The sequence below is a fragment of the Bacteroides sp. AM44-19 genome (assembly GCF_003603395.1).
In the GTDB taxonomy this organism is placed as follows: Bacteria; Bacteroidota; Bacteroidia; order Bacteroidales; family Bacteroidaceae; genus Bacteroides; species Bacteroides uniformis.
This window is the reverse complement of sequence record NZ_QTNB01000002.1, coordinates 83750-98473: the sequence shown is the minus strand read 5'-3', so window position 1 is coordinate 98473 and position 14724 is coordinate 83750. Positions and strand designations below refer to the sequence as shown.

The 14724-nt window shown below is 51.3% G+C and carries 8 protein-coding genes; all 8 read right to left on the bottom strand.

The features are described from left to right. Positions 1 to 13: 13 nt before the first annotated feature. Positions 14 to 1963 (bottom strand): alpha-L-arabinofuranosidase C-terminal domain-containing protein, encoded by a 1950-nt coding sequence (locus DW947_RS04920; RefSeq protein ID WP_119958462.1) that lies wholly within the window; start codon positions 1961 to 1963, stop codon positions 14 to 16. A 54-nt stretch (positions 1964 to 2017) separates the two neighbouring features. Then, on the bottom strand, positions 2018 to 4009 hold the full coding sequence (locus tag DW947_RS04915) for a glycoside hydrolase family 127 protein (protein ID WP_119958461.1): 1992 nt from the start codon (positions 4007 to 4009) through the stop codon (positions 2018 to 2020). Positions 4010 to 4066: 57 nt separating this feature from the next. Continuing rightward, positions 4067 to 6610, bottom strand: coding sequence for an alpha-L-arabinofuranosidase C-terminal domain-containing protein (locus tag DW947_RS04910; RefSeq protein WP_034532839.1), 2544 nt, complete (start codon positions 6608 to 6610; stop codon positions 4067 to 4069). A gap of 225 nt (positions 6611 to 6835) precedes the next feature. Then, on the bottom strand, positions 6836 to 8782 hold the full coding sequence (locus DW947_RS04905) for a glycoside hydrolase family 97 protein (protein ID WP_005830125.1): 1947 nt from the start codon (positions 8780 to 8782) through the stop codon (positions 6836 to 6838). A gap of 30 nt (positions 8783 to 8812) precedes the next feature. Continuing rightward, positions 8813 to 10753 (bottom strand): family 43 glycosylhydrolase, encoded by a 1941-nt coding sequence (locus DW947_RS04900; RefSeq protein WP_005830122.1) that lies wholly within the window; start codon positions 10751 to 10753, stop codon positions 8813 to 8815. A gap of 110 nt (positions 10754 to 10863) precedes the next feature. Then, positions 10864 to 11991, bottom strand: a complete 1128-nt coding sequence (locus DW947_RS04895) for a glycoside hydrolase family 88 protein (RefSeq protein WP_008664133.1) — start codon at positions 11989 to 11991, stop codon at positions 10864 to 10866. 17 nt (positions 11992 to 12008) lie between these two features. After that, a complete protein-coding gene (locus DW947_RS04890; RefSeq protein ID WP_117963340.1) occupies positions 12009 to 13340 on the bottom strand; it encodes a BNR repeat-containing protein in 1332 nt (443 codons plus the stop codon). Next, positions 13333 to 14586, bottom strand: coding sequence for a DUF2264 domain-containing protein (locus DW947_RS04885; protein ID WP_005830116.1), 1254 nt, complete (start codon positions 14584 to 14586; stop codon positions 13333 to 13335). The genes DW947_RS04890 and DW947_RS04885 overlap by 8 nt, the downstream gene beginning before the upstream one ends. Between the last annotated feature and the right edge of the window lie 138 nt (positions 14587 to 14724).

Sequence of the window (14724 nt, the reverse complement as noted above, 5' to 3'; positions counted from 1 at the left end):
ACTAAATGGGAATTTATTTTGATTGAGTACTTATCCGCAAACGATAGACTCCGAACGAACGGGGCTGAAGCTCCAGGCTCAGAGAACGGGAAGCCACCTCCACCGGACGAATACGTGGAACAATAGCCTCCTGCTCCAGTGTATTCTTGGCTTTCCAGTCATCACTTTGCAAATAGGTGCAGGAACCCGAGACAAGCTGCCGCTTCTTCAATCCGCTGAACTCTATCTGTACCTTCTCCGATCTGCTGCCCGCATTGACAAGCTTCAGAATTACTTCTCCCGTAGGAGCATCCAGCACTGCCGATGCATAAAGGCTGTCCTGCCCCGTCACGGGTTTTCCGTCCATTTGCAGGTTCAGCACATCTGTTCCGGCATTCATACCGTACATCTGCTGTACGTAATAGTTGGGAGTCCGCATCATACGGAGATTGTCGAACCAAATCAAATCGGGATTCCACTGCCAGGCATCCACATGGGCAAACAACGGAGCATAGGTAGCCAGGCGCACCACATCGGCATTACGTTCCAGTCCCGTCATAAAAGCTGCTTCGGACAGTGCCGCCAAGAAATTATTGGCTTTCCCGGTGGGGTGGTCATGCGATGCATATTCACCGGCAAAGACTTTCGGTCCTTTACGGTCATAGTCATCATAGCGGGCAGCATTGGCAAAGAACCAGTCGGGAGCCATATAATAATGCTCGTCCACCAAATCCACCCCGATGCGTTTCATTTCGGGCCATAGGTAATCGAACTTGTCCCCATCTGCACTCGGACCGGAAGAACCTACAATCTGCATATCGGGATATTCCGCACGGATGGCTTTCGTGAACACTTCCAGACGCTCGGGATAGACTTCCCCCCACTGTTCATTGCCGATGGCAATCATTTTCAGACCGAACGGTTCGGGATGTCCCATATCGGCACGCACCTTTCCCCACTTGGAGGTTGCAGCACCGTTGGCAAACTCGATGAGGTCGAGGGCATCCTGCACGTACGGGCCGAGTTCTCCAAGGGGAACCACTTCGTTGCTTTCGTATTGGCAGGACAGCCCGCAGCTCAGTACCGGCAGAGGCTCTGCACCGAGGTCTTCACTCAGCAGGAAATATTCGTAAAAGCCAAGTCCGTAACTCTGGAAATAATCCGGGAAAGCTTTATGCTTGAATGTATAGTTCCAGCGATTTTCGTTCAAAGGACGGTTCTCTACCGGACCCACGGAATTCTTCCATTGATAACGGGTGGCAAGGCTGTTGCCTTCGATGATGCAGCCACCGGGAAAACGGAATACTCCGGGATTGAGGTCATAGAGGGCTTGTACCAAGTCGGCACGCAATCCATTCTCACGCTTCTTCCAAGTGTTCACCGGGAAGAGAGAGATGTGGTCCATATCTACTGTACCCTCCGTCTGCAACACAACACGCAGACGCGAGCGAACATCGGTAAAAGGAGCTTTCAGCACAGCCGTCAGCTTCTGCCATTCACTGCCTTTCACTTCCAGTTCCTTCTTCAGGAGATTCTCTCCGTTGGAATTCACCAGTTCGACGGAAAGCTTCATTGGTTTGGTATCCGGCGTACGGACATAGGCGGAGAAACGGTAATCTTCTCCTTTTTTCAGGCCGATGCCACGATAACCTTCATTATCCAGTCCGGCACGCAAAAGACAGCCGTCATTGGTAATGCGCACATAATGCGAATTGCGGTCGAAGCAGGGCCGCTCGTCCTGTACCGTCACCTCGCCGAAAGGTATCCACCCCACCAGCGGCTGCGGGAACTCAAAAGAGCGGTTCTTTACCAGTTCGGCATACAAACCACCGTCCGCACCGAAATTAATGTCTTCGAAGAAGATTCCATACATGGCAGGATTTATCCGAGCCGTCGGTTTTGATACATCAACAGTCATCACATGCTGTTGCGCCTGCATGCCAAGAACAACGAACAATGTCAATAGAAATAAAAGTCTTTTCATGGTTTTAATCTGTTTATAACGATAGCATAAGCTAAATTATGACGACATACTTACCTATTCTACATCAATCCTATTTACCGGCAACCATACATCCATCTTGCCCTCACCCCGGTGTGCCCATGCATAATAAGGTATCAGGGTCAGCGTCACATCTCTGGTTGCCAACTTTCCGGCAGCATCAAAACCAAGAGCCTGCACTTCTGTGGTAATTTCGTTGACGCCATACAGCAGTTCGGGCTTCTCCGTCACCTGGAATTTCGGATGACGGTTCAGGATGATATTCTGTATATTAAAATCATTATCGGCCCACTCGGCACAATAAACGATAGGACCACGCTCAACGGCCACCCGTCCACGGTCGGCAACCACTTTTTCATTGGCTTTCACCACACGGGGTTGCATGTCGAAATGCACCTCTACCACATCCCCTTTCTTCCACTTCCGGTCTATCCGGAGATAGCCTTTACGAAGTTCACCGGTCACCTCCTCGCCATTCACCAATACACGATAGCCCAACTTCAGGTCGTCGGCATACGAATAAAGGTCACTCGGAAGTACACTGCCGCGCACCCAACCCGGAATACGGATATTCATCGTAAACGGCAGGTTGCCCTGAGCCACCTTCACACGAATATCTCCGTTCCAGGGGTATCCGGTTTCCTGCTCCAGCACCACTTTCTTTTCATTCAACTTCAGCTCGGCACGGTTGGACAAGAAAAGGTTGACGTACACCTGATTGTCTTTCACGGCATACACATATCCCGGCAAAGAAGGAATGAACCGGCTGATGTTGCTGGGACAGCAGGCACAACCAAACCACGGCTGGCGTGTAATCGTATGGTCGGCATTAAAGTGATACTTACCATCGCAAGACAACGGATTGGGATAGAAGAACTTGCCTCCGTCCAATGAAACGCCGGAGATTAATCCGTTGTAAAGCGTACGTTCCAGCACGTCGAAATACTTGGAATCGCCATGCAGCAGAAAGAGGCGGTAATTCATGTAAACATTGCCGATGGCGGCACAGGTCTCATTGTAGGCAGTCAGATTCGGCAATTCATAGTTATCACCGAAAGCTTCGCCCGCATGACGCGCACCGATACCGCCGGTAATATATATCTTCTTGCCGACGATATTCTCCCATATCTTGTCGATAGCCTTGATGTAGGAGCTGTCACCCGTAATGGCAGCCACATCAGCCATACCGGAATACATGTAACCGGCACGTACGGCATGTCCCACTGCCTCTTCCTGCTCCAGTACAGGCTTGTGCGACTGCAAATAGATGTCCTTGCGTGCCGTAGTGCCGCGCGCGTCGAGGAAGAACTTGGCCTGGTCGAGATATTTCTTATCTCCTGTCACGGTATAGAGGCGTACCAATGCCATTTCGGCAATCTGATGTCCGGGAATCACACGCTTCTGTCCGGGGCCTTCACCGATATTCTTGCATACGCAGTCGGCATAACGGATAGCTATATCCAGGAAGTTCCGCTTGCCTGTAGCTTGATAATAAGCCACAGCCCCTTCCACCATGTGACCCAGATTATAGAACTCGTGGCTCAAATTCTCCACCTCCGACCAGCGTTCCGGCCCCGACCAATCGTGCGGATGCTTGGGGTTCATGGTACGTGCGGTGTAAAGATACCCGTCCGGTTCTTGGGCGGCGGCCACTATGACCAATACGCTGTCGATATATTCTTCCAGTTTCTTGTCCGGGTAAGTCTGCAAGGAGTAACTTGCACCTTCAATCGTCTTATAGACATCCGTATCGTCAAAGGAGAAGCCTCCCACCTTATACTTATCACTGGGATGAGTAGCTTTCACAAAGTTTTCATAACGTCCGGTTTCCTCACACTTACTGAAAGCCAACGGGATGGTTACCTCGCGGCTTGCCTTCAAGCGTTGTCCCCAGAAACTGTCCGTCACCTTCACTGAAGTGAAAGGAACCGGGTCGATGGGATAACCGGAATGCAAAGTCCGTTGCTTTTGTGCCGACACACTGCCGGTCATGGCTGCAACAAGTGCCAAAGTCAATAATCGTTTCATATCTTTTAAGTTTTTAAGTTCTTAAGTTCCCACGCACGGAATTACACGGATTTATCCTTATTTCCCCTTATTCTCATGGATACGTATCACCGTAAACGAATAGGCAGGCAAGGTATAAGGAAACTCCGTACCGCCGATGTCGACGAAGGCGGAAGTCACGGAACGTGCCTGCTTGTCTTTCGGGTCACCCGTCAGGAGCGTCTTCACTGCCGAGGGATTCTGCAAGTCGATGCCCTTCAGCTTCACTGTAGAGGAAACCTCCACCGGAAGCAGGTTCACCAGCTTTACGATATGGTCACCCGTGGCCTCATCCTTTACCACCGAAACGCCGACGCGCTTGCGGACAGCCTCTTGCCCATTACTCAGTGTGATGTGCGAGGTGATGTACTGCGTACCCGCATTCTGTCCGTACATCTGCTGTGTGTAGTAGCCCACGGTAGGCTTCACCTCCGTGTTATTGAAATAAATCAAGTCGGGATTCCACTGCGTATGCCCTTCCTTTGCCAGCAACGGAGCGTATGAGGTCATTTCCACCACATCGGCATTACGTTCCACAGAAGTCAGATAGAGGGCTTCTGCCAACGCTGTCTCTATGTTGTTGGGACGTCCGGGCAGGTGGGCGGCATATTCGCCCAGATAGACCTTGGACTTGGTACGGTCATAACGGTCGTAGTAGTCCTGGTTGTGAATCATCCAGCCCGGATCCACGTAATAGTGTTCGTCCACCATGGGCACGCCCATTTCCGTGGCAAGGCGCCAGCCCTCCGCATAGTCCGTGCCTTCGTAGAAGGGACCTACGGTGCCGACAACCGTAATCTCGGGATGCTTCTCCCTGACAGCCTTGTATATCATGGCAAAGCGCTCCTCAAACACTTCGGTAATCATATCCTCGTTGCCGATGCCGATATACTTCAGATTGAAAGGCTTGGGATGGCCTGCCTCAGCACGCTTCCTGCCCCACACGGTGCGGCGTGCATCGCCGTTGGCATACTCTATCAGGTCGAGCACATCCTGGATATAGGCAGGCATCTCTTCCATCGGGATGCCACCCTGCTGGCCGTAGCGCATCAGTTCCTTGTTGGCCCCCTGCGGACAGTTGTCGGCATAGTGCGAGTGTGTGCCCGAATTCTGGCACGGCACGCCCGCTGCCAATACCGGCAGAGGTTCGGCACCTATATCTTCGCAGAAGCGGAAGTACTCGAAGTAGCCCAGTCCGCGTGTCTGATGATACCCCCACAGATTGCGCAACGGCTTACGCGCTTCGAGCGGTCCGATAGAGCCTTTCCAGTCATAGATATTATCAATGCCGTCGCCATGAGCCACGCAGCCGCCGGGGAAGCGGACGAAGCGTGGATGCAGGTCGGCAAGCGTCTGCGCCAGGTCGGCACGCAAGCCGTTCTTATGGCCCTTGAATGTATTTTGCGGAAAAAGGGAAATCATATCGAGATGCAGTGTCCCCACCGTCTGCGGCTGGAGCGAGAGGACGGCGGCACGCACGTCGGCATTCGCCGTCAGCACCGTCTGCTGTTTCTTCCACTCTTTGGAGGACACATTGACGGAAGAGCGGGCAATCTCACGGCCCGTCTGGTCGAGCAGGCAAACAACCACCTTGCCTCCCTTGCTGCCCGGTGCCACGCGGGCGAAGAGAGAGAAATCGTACTTCTCCCCTTTCTTCAAGCTGATGCCGTCGAAACCGTCGTTCTGCAATGTCACTCCGGGACGCGCCTCCAATACGGCATAATGAGGGTTATTGGGATGAATGGGGTCGGCAGCGGCAATGGTAACGGCAGCCGAAGTATTCCCCTCTTTCACCGCCCAGGCATATGTGCCGTCCCAACCTTGGTGTGAACCGTCCTTAGACGAATACTCGAAGTCGCGGTTCTGTACCAGCTCGGCATACAGTCCTCCATCCGCAGCATAGTTGATGTCTTCGAAGAAAATACCTATCAGATGCTTGCTGATGGTTTTTGCACATTCCGTCTCCACTTCGATAGTCGCCTCCACCGGTTTCAGTCCGGCAAAACGTACGGGGTCTTGCTCGGTACGTTCGGCATGGAGTGCCTGGCGGTACTTCTTATGCTCTGCAAAGGAGATGACACGCTGCACCGTGGCATACGGTACACGCTGCATCCAACCCTGCTGTACGGTACCGTTCAGCAGAACCTCCTTCCGCACGTTAGGATAGACCTCCGCCGGCCGGTATTCGGCAAGGCGAGAACGGTCAAAGTATTTCTGCGCTTTCCATTGCAGCAAGTCGGGAGACTCGACGTATGCAAGGGAGTTTCCGCTTTCCGTCAGTTCCCAGATACAGTGCCAACGGTCGTCGGCACGGGTCTGCATCAAGTGCGGTTTCAGCATCCGCTTCATTTGCCCCCAGGGGCCGAAGTCCGAGTTGACAAAGGAGCTGCCCTCTGCCACGCTGAACCATCGGTTGCCATCGGGACTCCAGGCTAGTTTCAGACCGCCACTGCCGTCGGCATGGGAGTAGGAAAAGAGATAGACTGAATCGGGTTCATTCGCCACTCCATTCGTTATAGCCTGCAAAGGAACGGTCAGTGTCAAGAACAGACACAAGGACAATAATTTCAAGAATCTATTCATGGTATTAAGTCGGTATTAATCATTCACATTTAGTTCGATAGTCACAATCAGCCGTATTCTGAATGCCATTCAGTCGTATAGTGAATAGGGTTCAGTCGTATAGTGAATGCCATTCAGTATACGACTGAATCAGGACAATTATAAACCTCTGATAATCAAAGATTTGCAAAAGGAGTAATCCGTTATGATATATCATTACAAAACAAGGGTTGCTCCATGCCTTCTTTATTCCACGATTACCGCCCCTCCCTGCGGCTGAACCGTGAGTTGCAGAGAGCCGTCAGTCTTTATCTTCTGCAGCTTTAATTGAGGCTGCATCTTCTTGTCATCACTATACAGAGACACCTCTTGTCCTGCCAGCACAGGAAGGTCAAGCTTCAGTTTCAATGGTTCCGCCGTTGCATTGACAGCGGCTATGTACCACGTGTTGCCATGACGACGGGCAAGAACAATATATCTCCCCGGATAGCCGTCAATGAAACGGGTCTCGTCCCAAGTAGTGGGCACTTGTTTCATAAAGTCGAGGCAGATTTGCGGAGCATCCGTCAAGTTATTAGGTGCCAAGGCGAAGTTCTGGATAGGATTTTGGAACAGCACTGCCGTTGCCAGCTGAAAGATGTCCGTGGTGCGGCGAATAGTTCCGCCATCGTTGCTGCGGTTCAAACGCTTGTTCAGGAACACACCGCCAAACTCCATGCATCCCACAGCATTGCGGATGAAAGGGTGCAGCGTGGCATTGAACGCCTCGTTATCACAGAAATGCTGGCTAAATACCAGATTCTCGGAAGCCAGCACCGCCTCGCTGCCTACGTAATTGGGATACATCCGTTCCCAGCCGCGAGGCAAGGTACAGCCGTGGAAGATAACCATCAGACCGTGGTCGTCGGCATCGCTCAGAATCTCCTCGTACAAACGCAGGGTCTCCTGCTTGTCACCGCCGAAGAAGTCTACTTTGATACCCTTCACACCCAGACTTTGCAACCAGCGCATCTCTTGCTTGCGGGCAATGGAGTTATCCATCCGGTTGACGGGACTCTGCTCTATATCGTTCCAGTAACCACTGGAGCTATACCACAAGAATACCTCCACACCCTTGCTACGGGCATACTTGATAAACTGTTCCATGCGGTCGCGACCGATGTTGTTGTCCCACCAGTTGTCAATCAATACATATTCGTATCCCATGGCGGCTGCCAAGTCAACATAGCGCACCTGGTCGTCGTAGTTGATGCTGCCGTCCTGCCAGAGAATCCAGCTCCATGTGCCACGGCCCGGCTTGTAATCATGGGTGGTGGTATAGCGTGGTTCCACTACATCCCAGGGGACGGTGGTTTCCACAATCGGCTTCAAGGTTTCCCCCACCGTCACAGTACGCCACGGCGTGGAGCCCGGCAGGGAAAAGGCAGGTGACACCGTTCCGTTGCCGTTGTTCTCTTCCGGCATGGGGAAAGCAATGCGATACACGCCGTTATCCCAATCACTCAAACGCGAGCCACAATAACGGCTGTCCACTCCGGTTTCACTGAGCAGTACCCAGCCGTCATCCCCCACCTTGAACAAGCAGGGAAATGTATATCCATGTCCATAACCCGAACGTTCGTTCATCGGGGCATCTGCCTTATATTCTTCTTCGTAACTGGGTTTGGTACGCTTCCACCCTATCATGGCGTCGCTCTGCGGACAAAGGAAAGTGGTGGTCTGCGACGGGAAGCGGAAGCCGGTCCGTTCGCTGTTCACCGTGACGCTTCCTTTTCCCTGCTCCCTCGGCAGGGTGTAACGGAAAGCCACGTCATTGTTGCTGACGCGGAAAGTTATCTGCACATTCTTCCCCTCACCGTTGACGAATGAACAAAGCAATTCGTTTGCCCAGTAATGGATGCGCGAAGCTTTGATCCGGGATTGTTCATAAACCGTATCGAGAGCTGTGACTTTATGTTCCTTCAACTGCAATCCTCTATAGAAATCACCCACATTTGTCTCCATCCCCAAGGGAGAAGATTCCAGCATTTGCTTTCCATTGTAGGTGACGGCGTAAGACACTTCGCCGTTGGCTGACGGGCAGGATACCGTAAGCTGCAATTTTCCATCCGGACCATTGACAGATACACTCTGTGCTGCCAGCGGACCTGAGAGGGCAAACAGCCAAACCAGTAATTTCAATCTATTCTTCATGGTATTAAATTATTATGTTACATCATTAAATCAAAGGGTAGGCACCACCGGCTTGATGGTTCCGTCTTCATTGAACTCCATCCGGTCTATGCAGACTTCACGATGAACGCCGGGACCATCTTTCAAGTACCATTTATTGATACGGTGGTAAACGATTCTCCACTCATCTGTACCGGGAATCTGCAATACAGCGTTGTGTGCCGGACCGTAAATCTCCTTTTCCGGATTCTGAATCAGTACAACGGGTTGCTTGGCAACTTCGATAGGACCGAGCGGCGACTTGGACGTACCGTATGCCACATGGTAATTGGGCGAACCGGTATCGTCTACCGACCACATGAAATAGTAGAGCCCGTTGCGATAAAAGACATAGGCTGCTTCGCGGAAAGCATAGTCCTGCAAGGTGCCTCCCTCCGGCGTCATCACCGTAACGGTATTTTCCTTGATGGACACCATATCGTCGTTCAGCTCGGCACCTGCCATGTAGCCGTTGCCCCAGTAAAGATAGGATTTGCCCGAAACAGGGTCTGTAAACACATCCACATCAATCTGTTGCCCGCCACCGACGGGTGAAGCAGTAACGACAGGGCGTCCCAAATCGGTGAAAGGGCCGGCCGGAGAATCGCTCGTAGCCACTCCAATCTGCTTGCCGCCGCCATTCTTGGGGTTTCCACTGTAATAGAAGAAGTATTTATACTTACCGTCCACTTTTTTCTCTTCAATGCAAGGCGCCCAAGCATTGCCATCTGCCCAGGGCACTTGCTCCGACTTCAAGTCCAGCATGACGCCTTCATCCTGCCAGGTCTTCAAATCCGTGGAGGAGAATACGGTGAAATACCAGCCTCCCCAACCCGGCTGTCCGTCCGTAGTAGAATAGATGTAATACTTTTGGGTCTGATGGGAATAAAGGATTTCCGGGTCGGCATGGAAACCCGGCAATACGGGATTGTTGGGCAATGCGCCCAGTTCTGTCGGCTTGCCCCATTCATCGGTAATGCGCAACAGCTCATGGCGGGTAATGGGGATAATGGTCCCATGACGGGGATGGAAGTTCATCTTCACCTCGCTGTCTATCACCTTAAAATTCTTCAAGTCAGTGGTTTCCGTAAACTGATAGCTTCCTTTCATATAGACGTCGTACATCAGGATATACTTATCCTGCCCTATCAGTTTGAAAGTGCCCGCACCCTCTACGGCTTCCTTAGTCTGTTGCTTGTAATCGGGCTCTTCCGTCCATGCCCCGGAGGTCAGGGAACGGGTGGTGGCCACCTTTATGCCGTTTCCATGCCCTTCCGTCTTATAGAAAAGGTGGAAAACACCATCCTTATAGACAATGTCTCCATCGATGCACGATTTCCCGTTCTCCGGCAGAAACAATGGCTTGGGCTCTCCCTCCAAATCCGTAAACTCCGCATTGGCATAAGCATAATATATGACATCGGCTCCATCGCCATGCAGCATAGACCAATACACCATGTACTTTCCCACCTCCGGGTCGTAGATAGTCTGCGGAGCCCATACACGCTTCAAATCCTCCTGACCTGAATAGCGCTTCTGTATATTGATAACGGAGTGAGACCAGTTGACCAAGTCGGTAGATTTCAGCAAAACCATGGCACGGTTGGAACTCCATCCATTGGCTGAAACCATATCTGTCACTACCATATAGAAAGTCTTGCCATCCTCGCAACGAAGGATATGCGGGTCGCGGACTCCCCCGGTGGAGCTGATGACTTTCGAGTCGATTACCGGTTCATTATCATTCAATGCCCAGTAGGTATAACCGTCCATGCTTACAGCATAGCGCACAGCTTCTTCATCGCCACTATTCCCAGTGAAATAAGTGAACAAATAAGCTACATAATCTTTTTCGGGAAAGGATTTTTGCCAGGAATATCCCGGAAGTGCAAACAACGACAATAACATTGCCGCCAAAAGCATCCGGAAAGTGTTTTTCATCCGTACAATCATAATCTTTTTATATTAAACCTTTTAACGGGTGTAAAATTAACACTATATACATTATAATACAAAGAAAGTGTATATGTTGTGTAACATATACACTTATTTAATCTCTCCAATCAGTCGGCATTCAAAAAACGCACCATCTCACAAGCTGCCAGCAGAAATGCCCCTACCCCAAAGTTAGCAGTAGAGTTGGCATCAACCACTTGTCCGGGAATGGCTTTCTCGCCAATCGGCTGTACATACCCTATGCGGCCATCGGGCTGCAAGGCTACAGTAGTCAGATAATTCCACGCCTTCATCACTACGGGTTGATAAGTAGCCTTGTCCAGCAAGCCGTTGTTCATCCCCCATAACAGACCATAGGTAAAGAAAGCCGTACCGCTGGTTTCAGGACCGGGAGCATGCTCAGGGTCGAGCATACTGCGTGTCCAGTAGCCTTCCGGCTGCTGGCAGGCAGCCACGGATTTGGCCATCGTCTGGAAGCGGTCTATGTACTCCTGGCGGTATTGGTCTGTTTCGGGCAGGTCTTTCAGTACCTTTGCCAAGGCAGCCAGCACCCAACCGTCGCCACGTGCCCAGAAGTCTTTCTTACCATTCACACTTTTGTGTTTTGGATAAATATATTTGCCGTCGCGATAGTATAGGCCTTCCTCCGAATCGTACATGATACTGTTGGCATAGGTCCAGTATTCATGCAGTTTCTCCAGATATAACGGATTGCCGGTCAGCTTGTACATCTTTGTCATAACGGGCATTACCATGTAAAGTCCGTCTGCCCACCACCAATAATCGTTCTTGTCCGTACTCATCTGGTATTCCATCACTTCGCGCGCACGGGCTATCTTCCCGGAATCCGGCTTCACGGTATACAAATCCGCATAAGTCTGGAAACAAATCTGATAATCACCGAAAAGCACATAATCATCACTCTCCCCATAGCTGTACTTCCACTCTTCCTTGTTGTCACTCTTCGCGCCTTTCCATTCATTATGTTCTGCCCACGCCTCGGAATAGGCATAGCATTCCGGATTACCGGTCAGGAAGAACACCTCCATGTTTCCCGTATGATAGGCGGCATTGTCCCAGAAAGAGCGCCCATGTTGCGGATGGGTCTCCTGCCAATAGTTGTTCACCCGATTGATAATCTCAATCACTTCTTCCGGTTTCGGCTGCTGAGCGGTGCATGAGAACAGTCCCCAGCAAAAAGCCAAACCCAATAAAAATAAGCATGTCGTTTTCATATACTAATACTGTTCTTTTATCTTATTACTTCCAATACATATACCGATTGCGGTGCAAACTCCACAACCCGCTCTCCGTCTCCTTGCTTGGCATGCTGCACAAATAGATGCAGCCGCTTCCTGCTCTTCCACAATTCCGTGTCATGAGACGGTTCCCAGGCACCGACAGTGAAGTCGGTCAAATCGCTGATGCTCCACTTACTGTTTGCCACATCCGTAGCGTGCGCCAAAGAGACTTTGCTCCCCCGTTCTTCATCCCTAAATACATAAAATATCTCCCCGCCATCTACTACGATGCGCGGACGGGCCATCGGAATCATCTTCGTGCCTCCACCTTTCAGGGAAAACGGAGTGGTACGCCCGGAGACCTGGCGGCTGTGCCACATCTGCCCGTCATGCCAGACAATCCGGTATTGCGGGACGTCGCTGTCCGGGTCACGCCAATAGGAAGCAATGTAGGGATGACCGCCTGCATCGGCACTCATGCTGGTCTGGTTTATCAGTTCCGAATTCTGAGGAATGCGGCAGGCATACTCTGCATTACCCAGACGGATGGGCAAATCATATTTCTTGCCATTTGCCTTATACCATGTTACGCCATTGTCAAAGGAACGGGCGTAGCATAGGTCGTGGTTGGTTTCCACATGCCAAGTCTCGCGCCAGACCCACGACAGATGGATGGTTCCAAGCTCATCTACATATAGCTGCCAGTAAGCATTGCGCTTGTTCTCGCCATCAATCAGCACATCCTGCACACGGCTCCATTTCTTCTCTTTCAAGGAATAGCGGTTCATCACCAGGTTGCCTCGGCCGGAAGAACCGGAACGGTATGCAAACAGCAGGTCGCCTCCGGACAGCAGATAAAACTCCGGATAGGTTACATTGCCTTCATCCACGCCCGTCATGGGCTCCTTCTCACCCAATTCCAGTGAATGGGGTGCAATGCTGCGACAGTAGTTCAAGGGCTGTCCGTGATGGTCGAAGGCTACATGAATATACCCGTCACCGTCCAGCATCATGCTGATGACGTTATGGGCATCCTTCACATTCCCTTTATACTGTGTGCGGTGCAGTGTCCACTGTCCGGCATGGAGGTTCCGTTTTCCAAGAGTCAGAAACCCTTCCGCATCATAGTAACTGATGTATTGCTCGTCACCTTGCGTCACCAGCGAATTATTACGGAATACGGCAGTGTTGACGGAAGTCTGGCTGTATCCTTTCCCCACTTCCACCAGATGCGTTTCGGGAAGGACACCGGCAGCACCCTGTGCACAGAGTGCCACCGGAAATCCACCAATCCCCCAAACAATTAATATAAATACTATAAAAAATGAATCAGTCTCACTCATAATAGGCATGGTCTTTGGGGAATTCTTCACCACCCCACGCCTTTTTCGAGGTCCATGCCTGCGGAGCATCTGTCCAGAACGGATGGTCGGCGGGCAAGCCCAGGGGCAAGAATGCCAGGGAAGCCATGTAAAGGCTGCCGTTGTTAGTATACCAGTCGGAGATATGAGGCTGGGAACCATTGAATCCCAATGTCAGAAAACCTTTCTCGTTGAAGTTCCGGTTGTCACCGAACATACGGTTGATGACAGCTGTCATGGCAGCACGTACCTGTCCGTTCGACAATTCCTTGGGCAACCATCCACGCCATGCCAACAAAGCCAATGGTTGGAGGGTACCGGTGCGGTAGGTAATGGAACGCCCGAATACGGGGAAGGCCCCCTCGGGAGAGATGAAACGTTCCAGAATCATGCCGAAACGCTGCATGCGCTTCTGGGCACGCTGGAAATTGCAATCCGGCGCATTCCATATCTTATTTTTTCCACTGTTCGTAAAGACTTCCAGACACTCCACATACATGGGATGGAGTACGAAGCTGTTGTAATAGTCAAAGGCAAATCCCGGTCCGTCGCTATAGAAGCCGTCACCTACATACCACTCTTCCACCTTGCGCAGAGCGGAGACAATACGGTAAGCATCACTCTTAGCACCAGCCTTGCGCAGGAAACATTCTACCGTAGACGAGAACAGCAGCCAGTTGGTATAAGGAGGGTCCACACGGCGCAACTGGGTAAACTCTTCAATGTAACGCCGTTTAGTCAAACTATCCAGAGGCACCCACAAAGCATCGTATCCTCGCAGGAAGCTTTCAGCAACATAAGCGGCATCGACCAGCGGCTGTCCCTCTTTCCGCCAAAGTAGGTAATCCTGACTTTCCGGGTCTACCGCCTGCGCATAACTTTTCAATGCCCATTCGCGGAGCTGCCTGCGCTGCTTGCCTTCGGCAGTGTCATCGTCCGGCAAAGAGAGCCAGGGCGCCAACCCCGCCATCAGACGTCCGAAACATTCCATATAGGTCACCCGTTTGTCGCGTCCATCCCAAGTGGGGCTAAGCTCCACCTGCATATTTTCCTGGAGCTTCCCTTCACTCATATTGCTCAGTACCGGAGCAGCCATTTGATACAACACCCCGGCCCAAAGTTCGCGGTCTGTCACTTCCTTCTCTTTTTTCTTCTTGGCAGCCATTTCCTGAGCGGGCAGCAATAAAACTGCCACCAGCAGCAGCCATAAGTAGTTACTTTTTCTCATGATATTATTTAAGTTTGTTTTTCAATACTGCAAAATTACCCCATTCCCGGTAATTTCGGGGGCACTATTGTTTCAAAAAGGGGTAAATATCGGTCATTAGTACCCCAAAAGCTCAGAAATCACAAGAAAAAGCCTAAG

Coding starts and splice junctions, on each gene's coding strand:
- DW947_RS04890 (WP_117963340.1), bottom strand. CDS start 13,340: ATGAGTGAGACTGATTCATTTTTTATAGTATTTATATTAATTGTTTGG.
- DW947_RS04900 (WP_005830122.1), bottom strand. CDS start 10,753: ATGATTGTACGGATGAAAAACACTTTCCGGATGCTTTTGGCGGCAATG.
- DW947_RS04915 (WP_119958461.1), bottom strand. CDS start 4,009: ATGAAACGATTATTGACTTTGGCACTTGTTGCAGCCATGACCGGCAGT.
- DW947_RS04920 (WP_119958462.1), bottom strand. CDS start 1,963: ATGAAAAGACTTTTATTTCTATTGACATTGTTCGTTGTTCTTGGCATG.
- DW947_RS04885 (WP_005830116.1), bottom strand. CDS start 14,586: ATGAGAAAAAGTAACTACTTATGGCTGCTGCTGGTGGCAGTTTTATTG.
- DW947_RS04895 (WP_008664133.1), bottom strand. CDS start 11,991: ATGAAAACGACATGCTTATTTTTATTGGGTTTGGCTTTTTGCTGGGGA.
- DW947_RS04905 (WP_005830125.1), bottom strand. CDS start 8,782: ATGAAGAATAGATTGAAATTACTGGTTTGGCTGTTTGCCCTCTCAGGT.
- DW947_RS04910 (WP_034532839.1), bottom strand. CDS start 6,610: ATGAATAGATTCTTGAAATTATTGTCCTTGTGTCTGTTCTTGACACTG.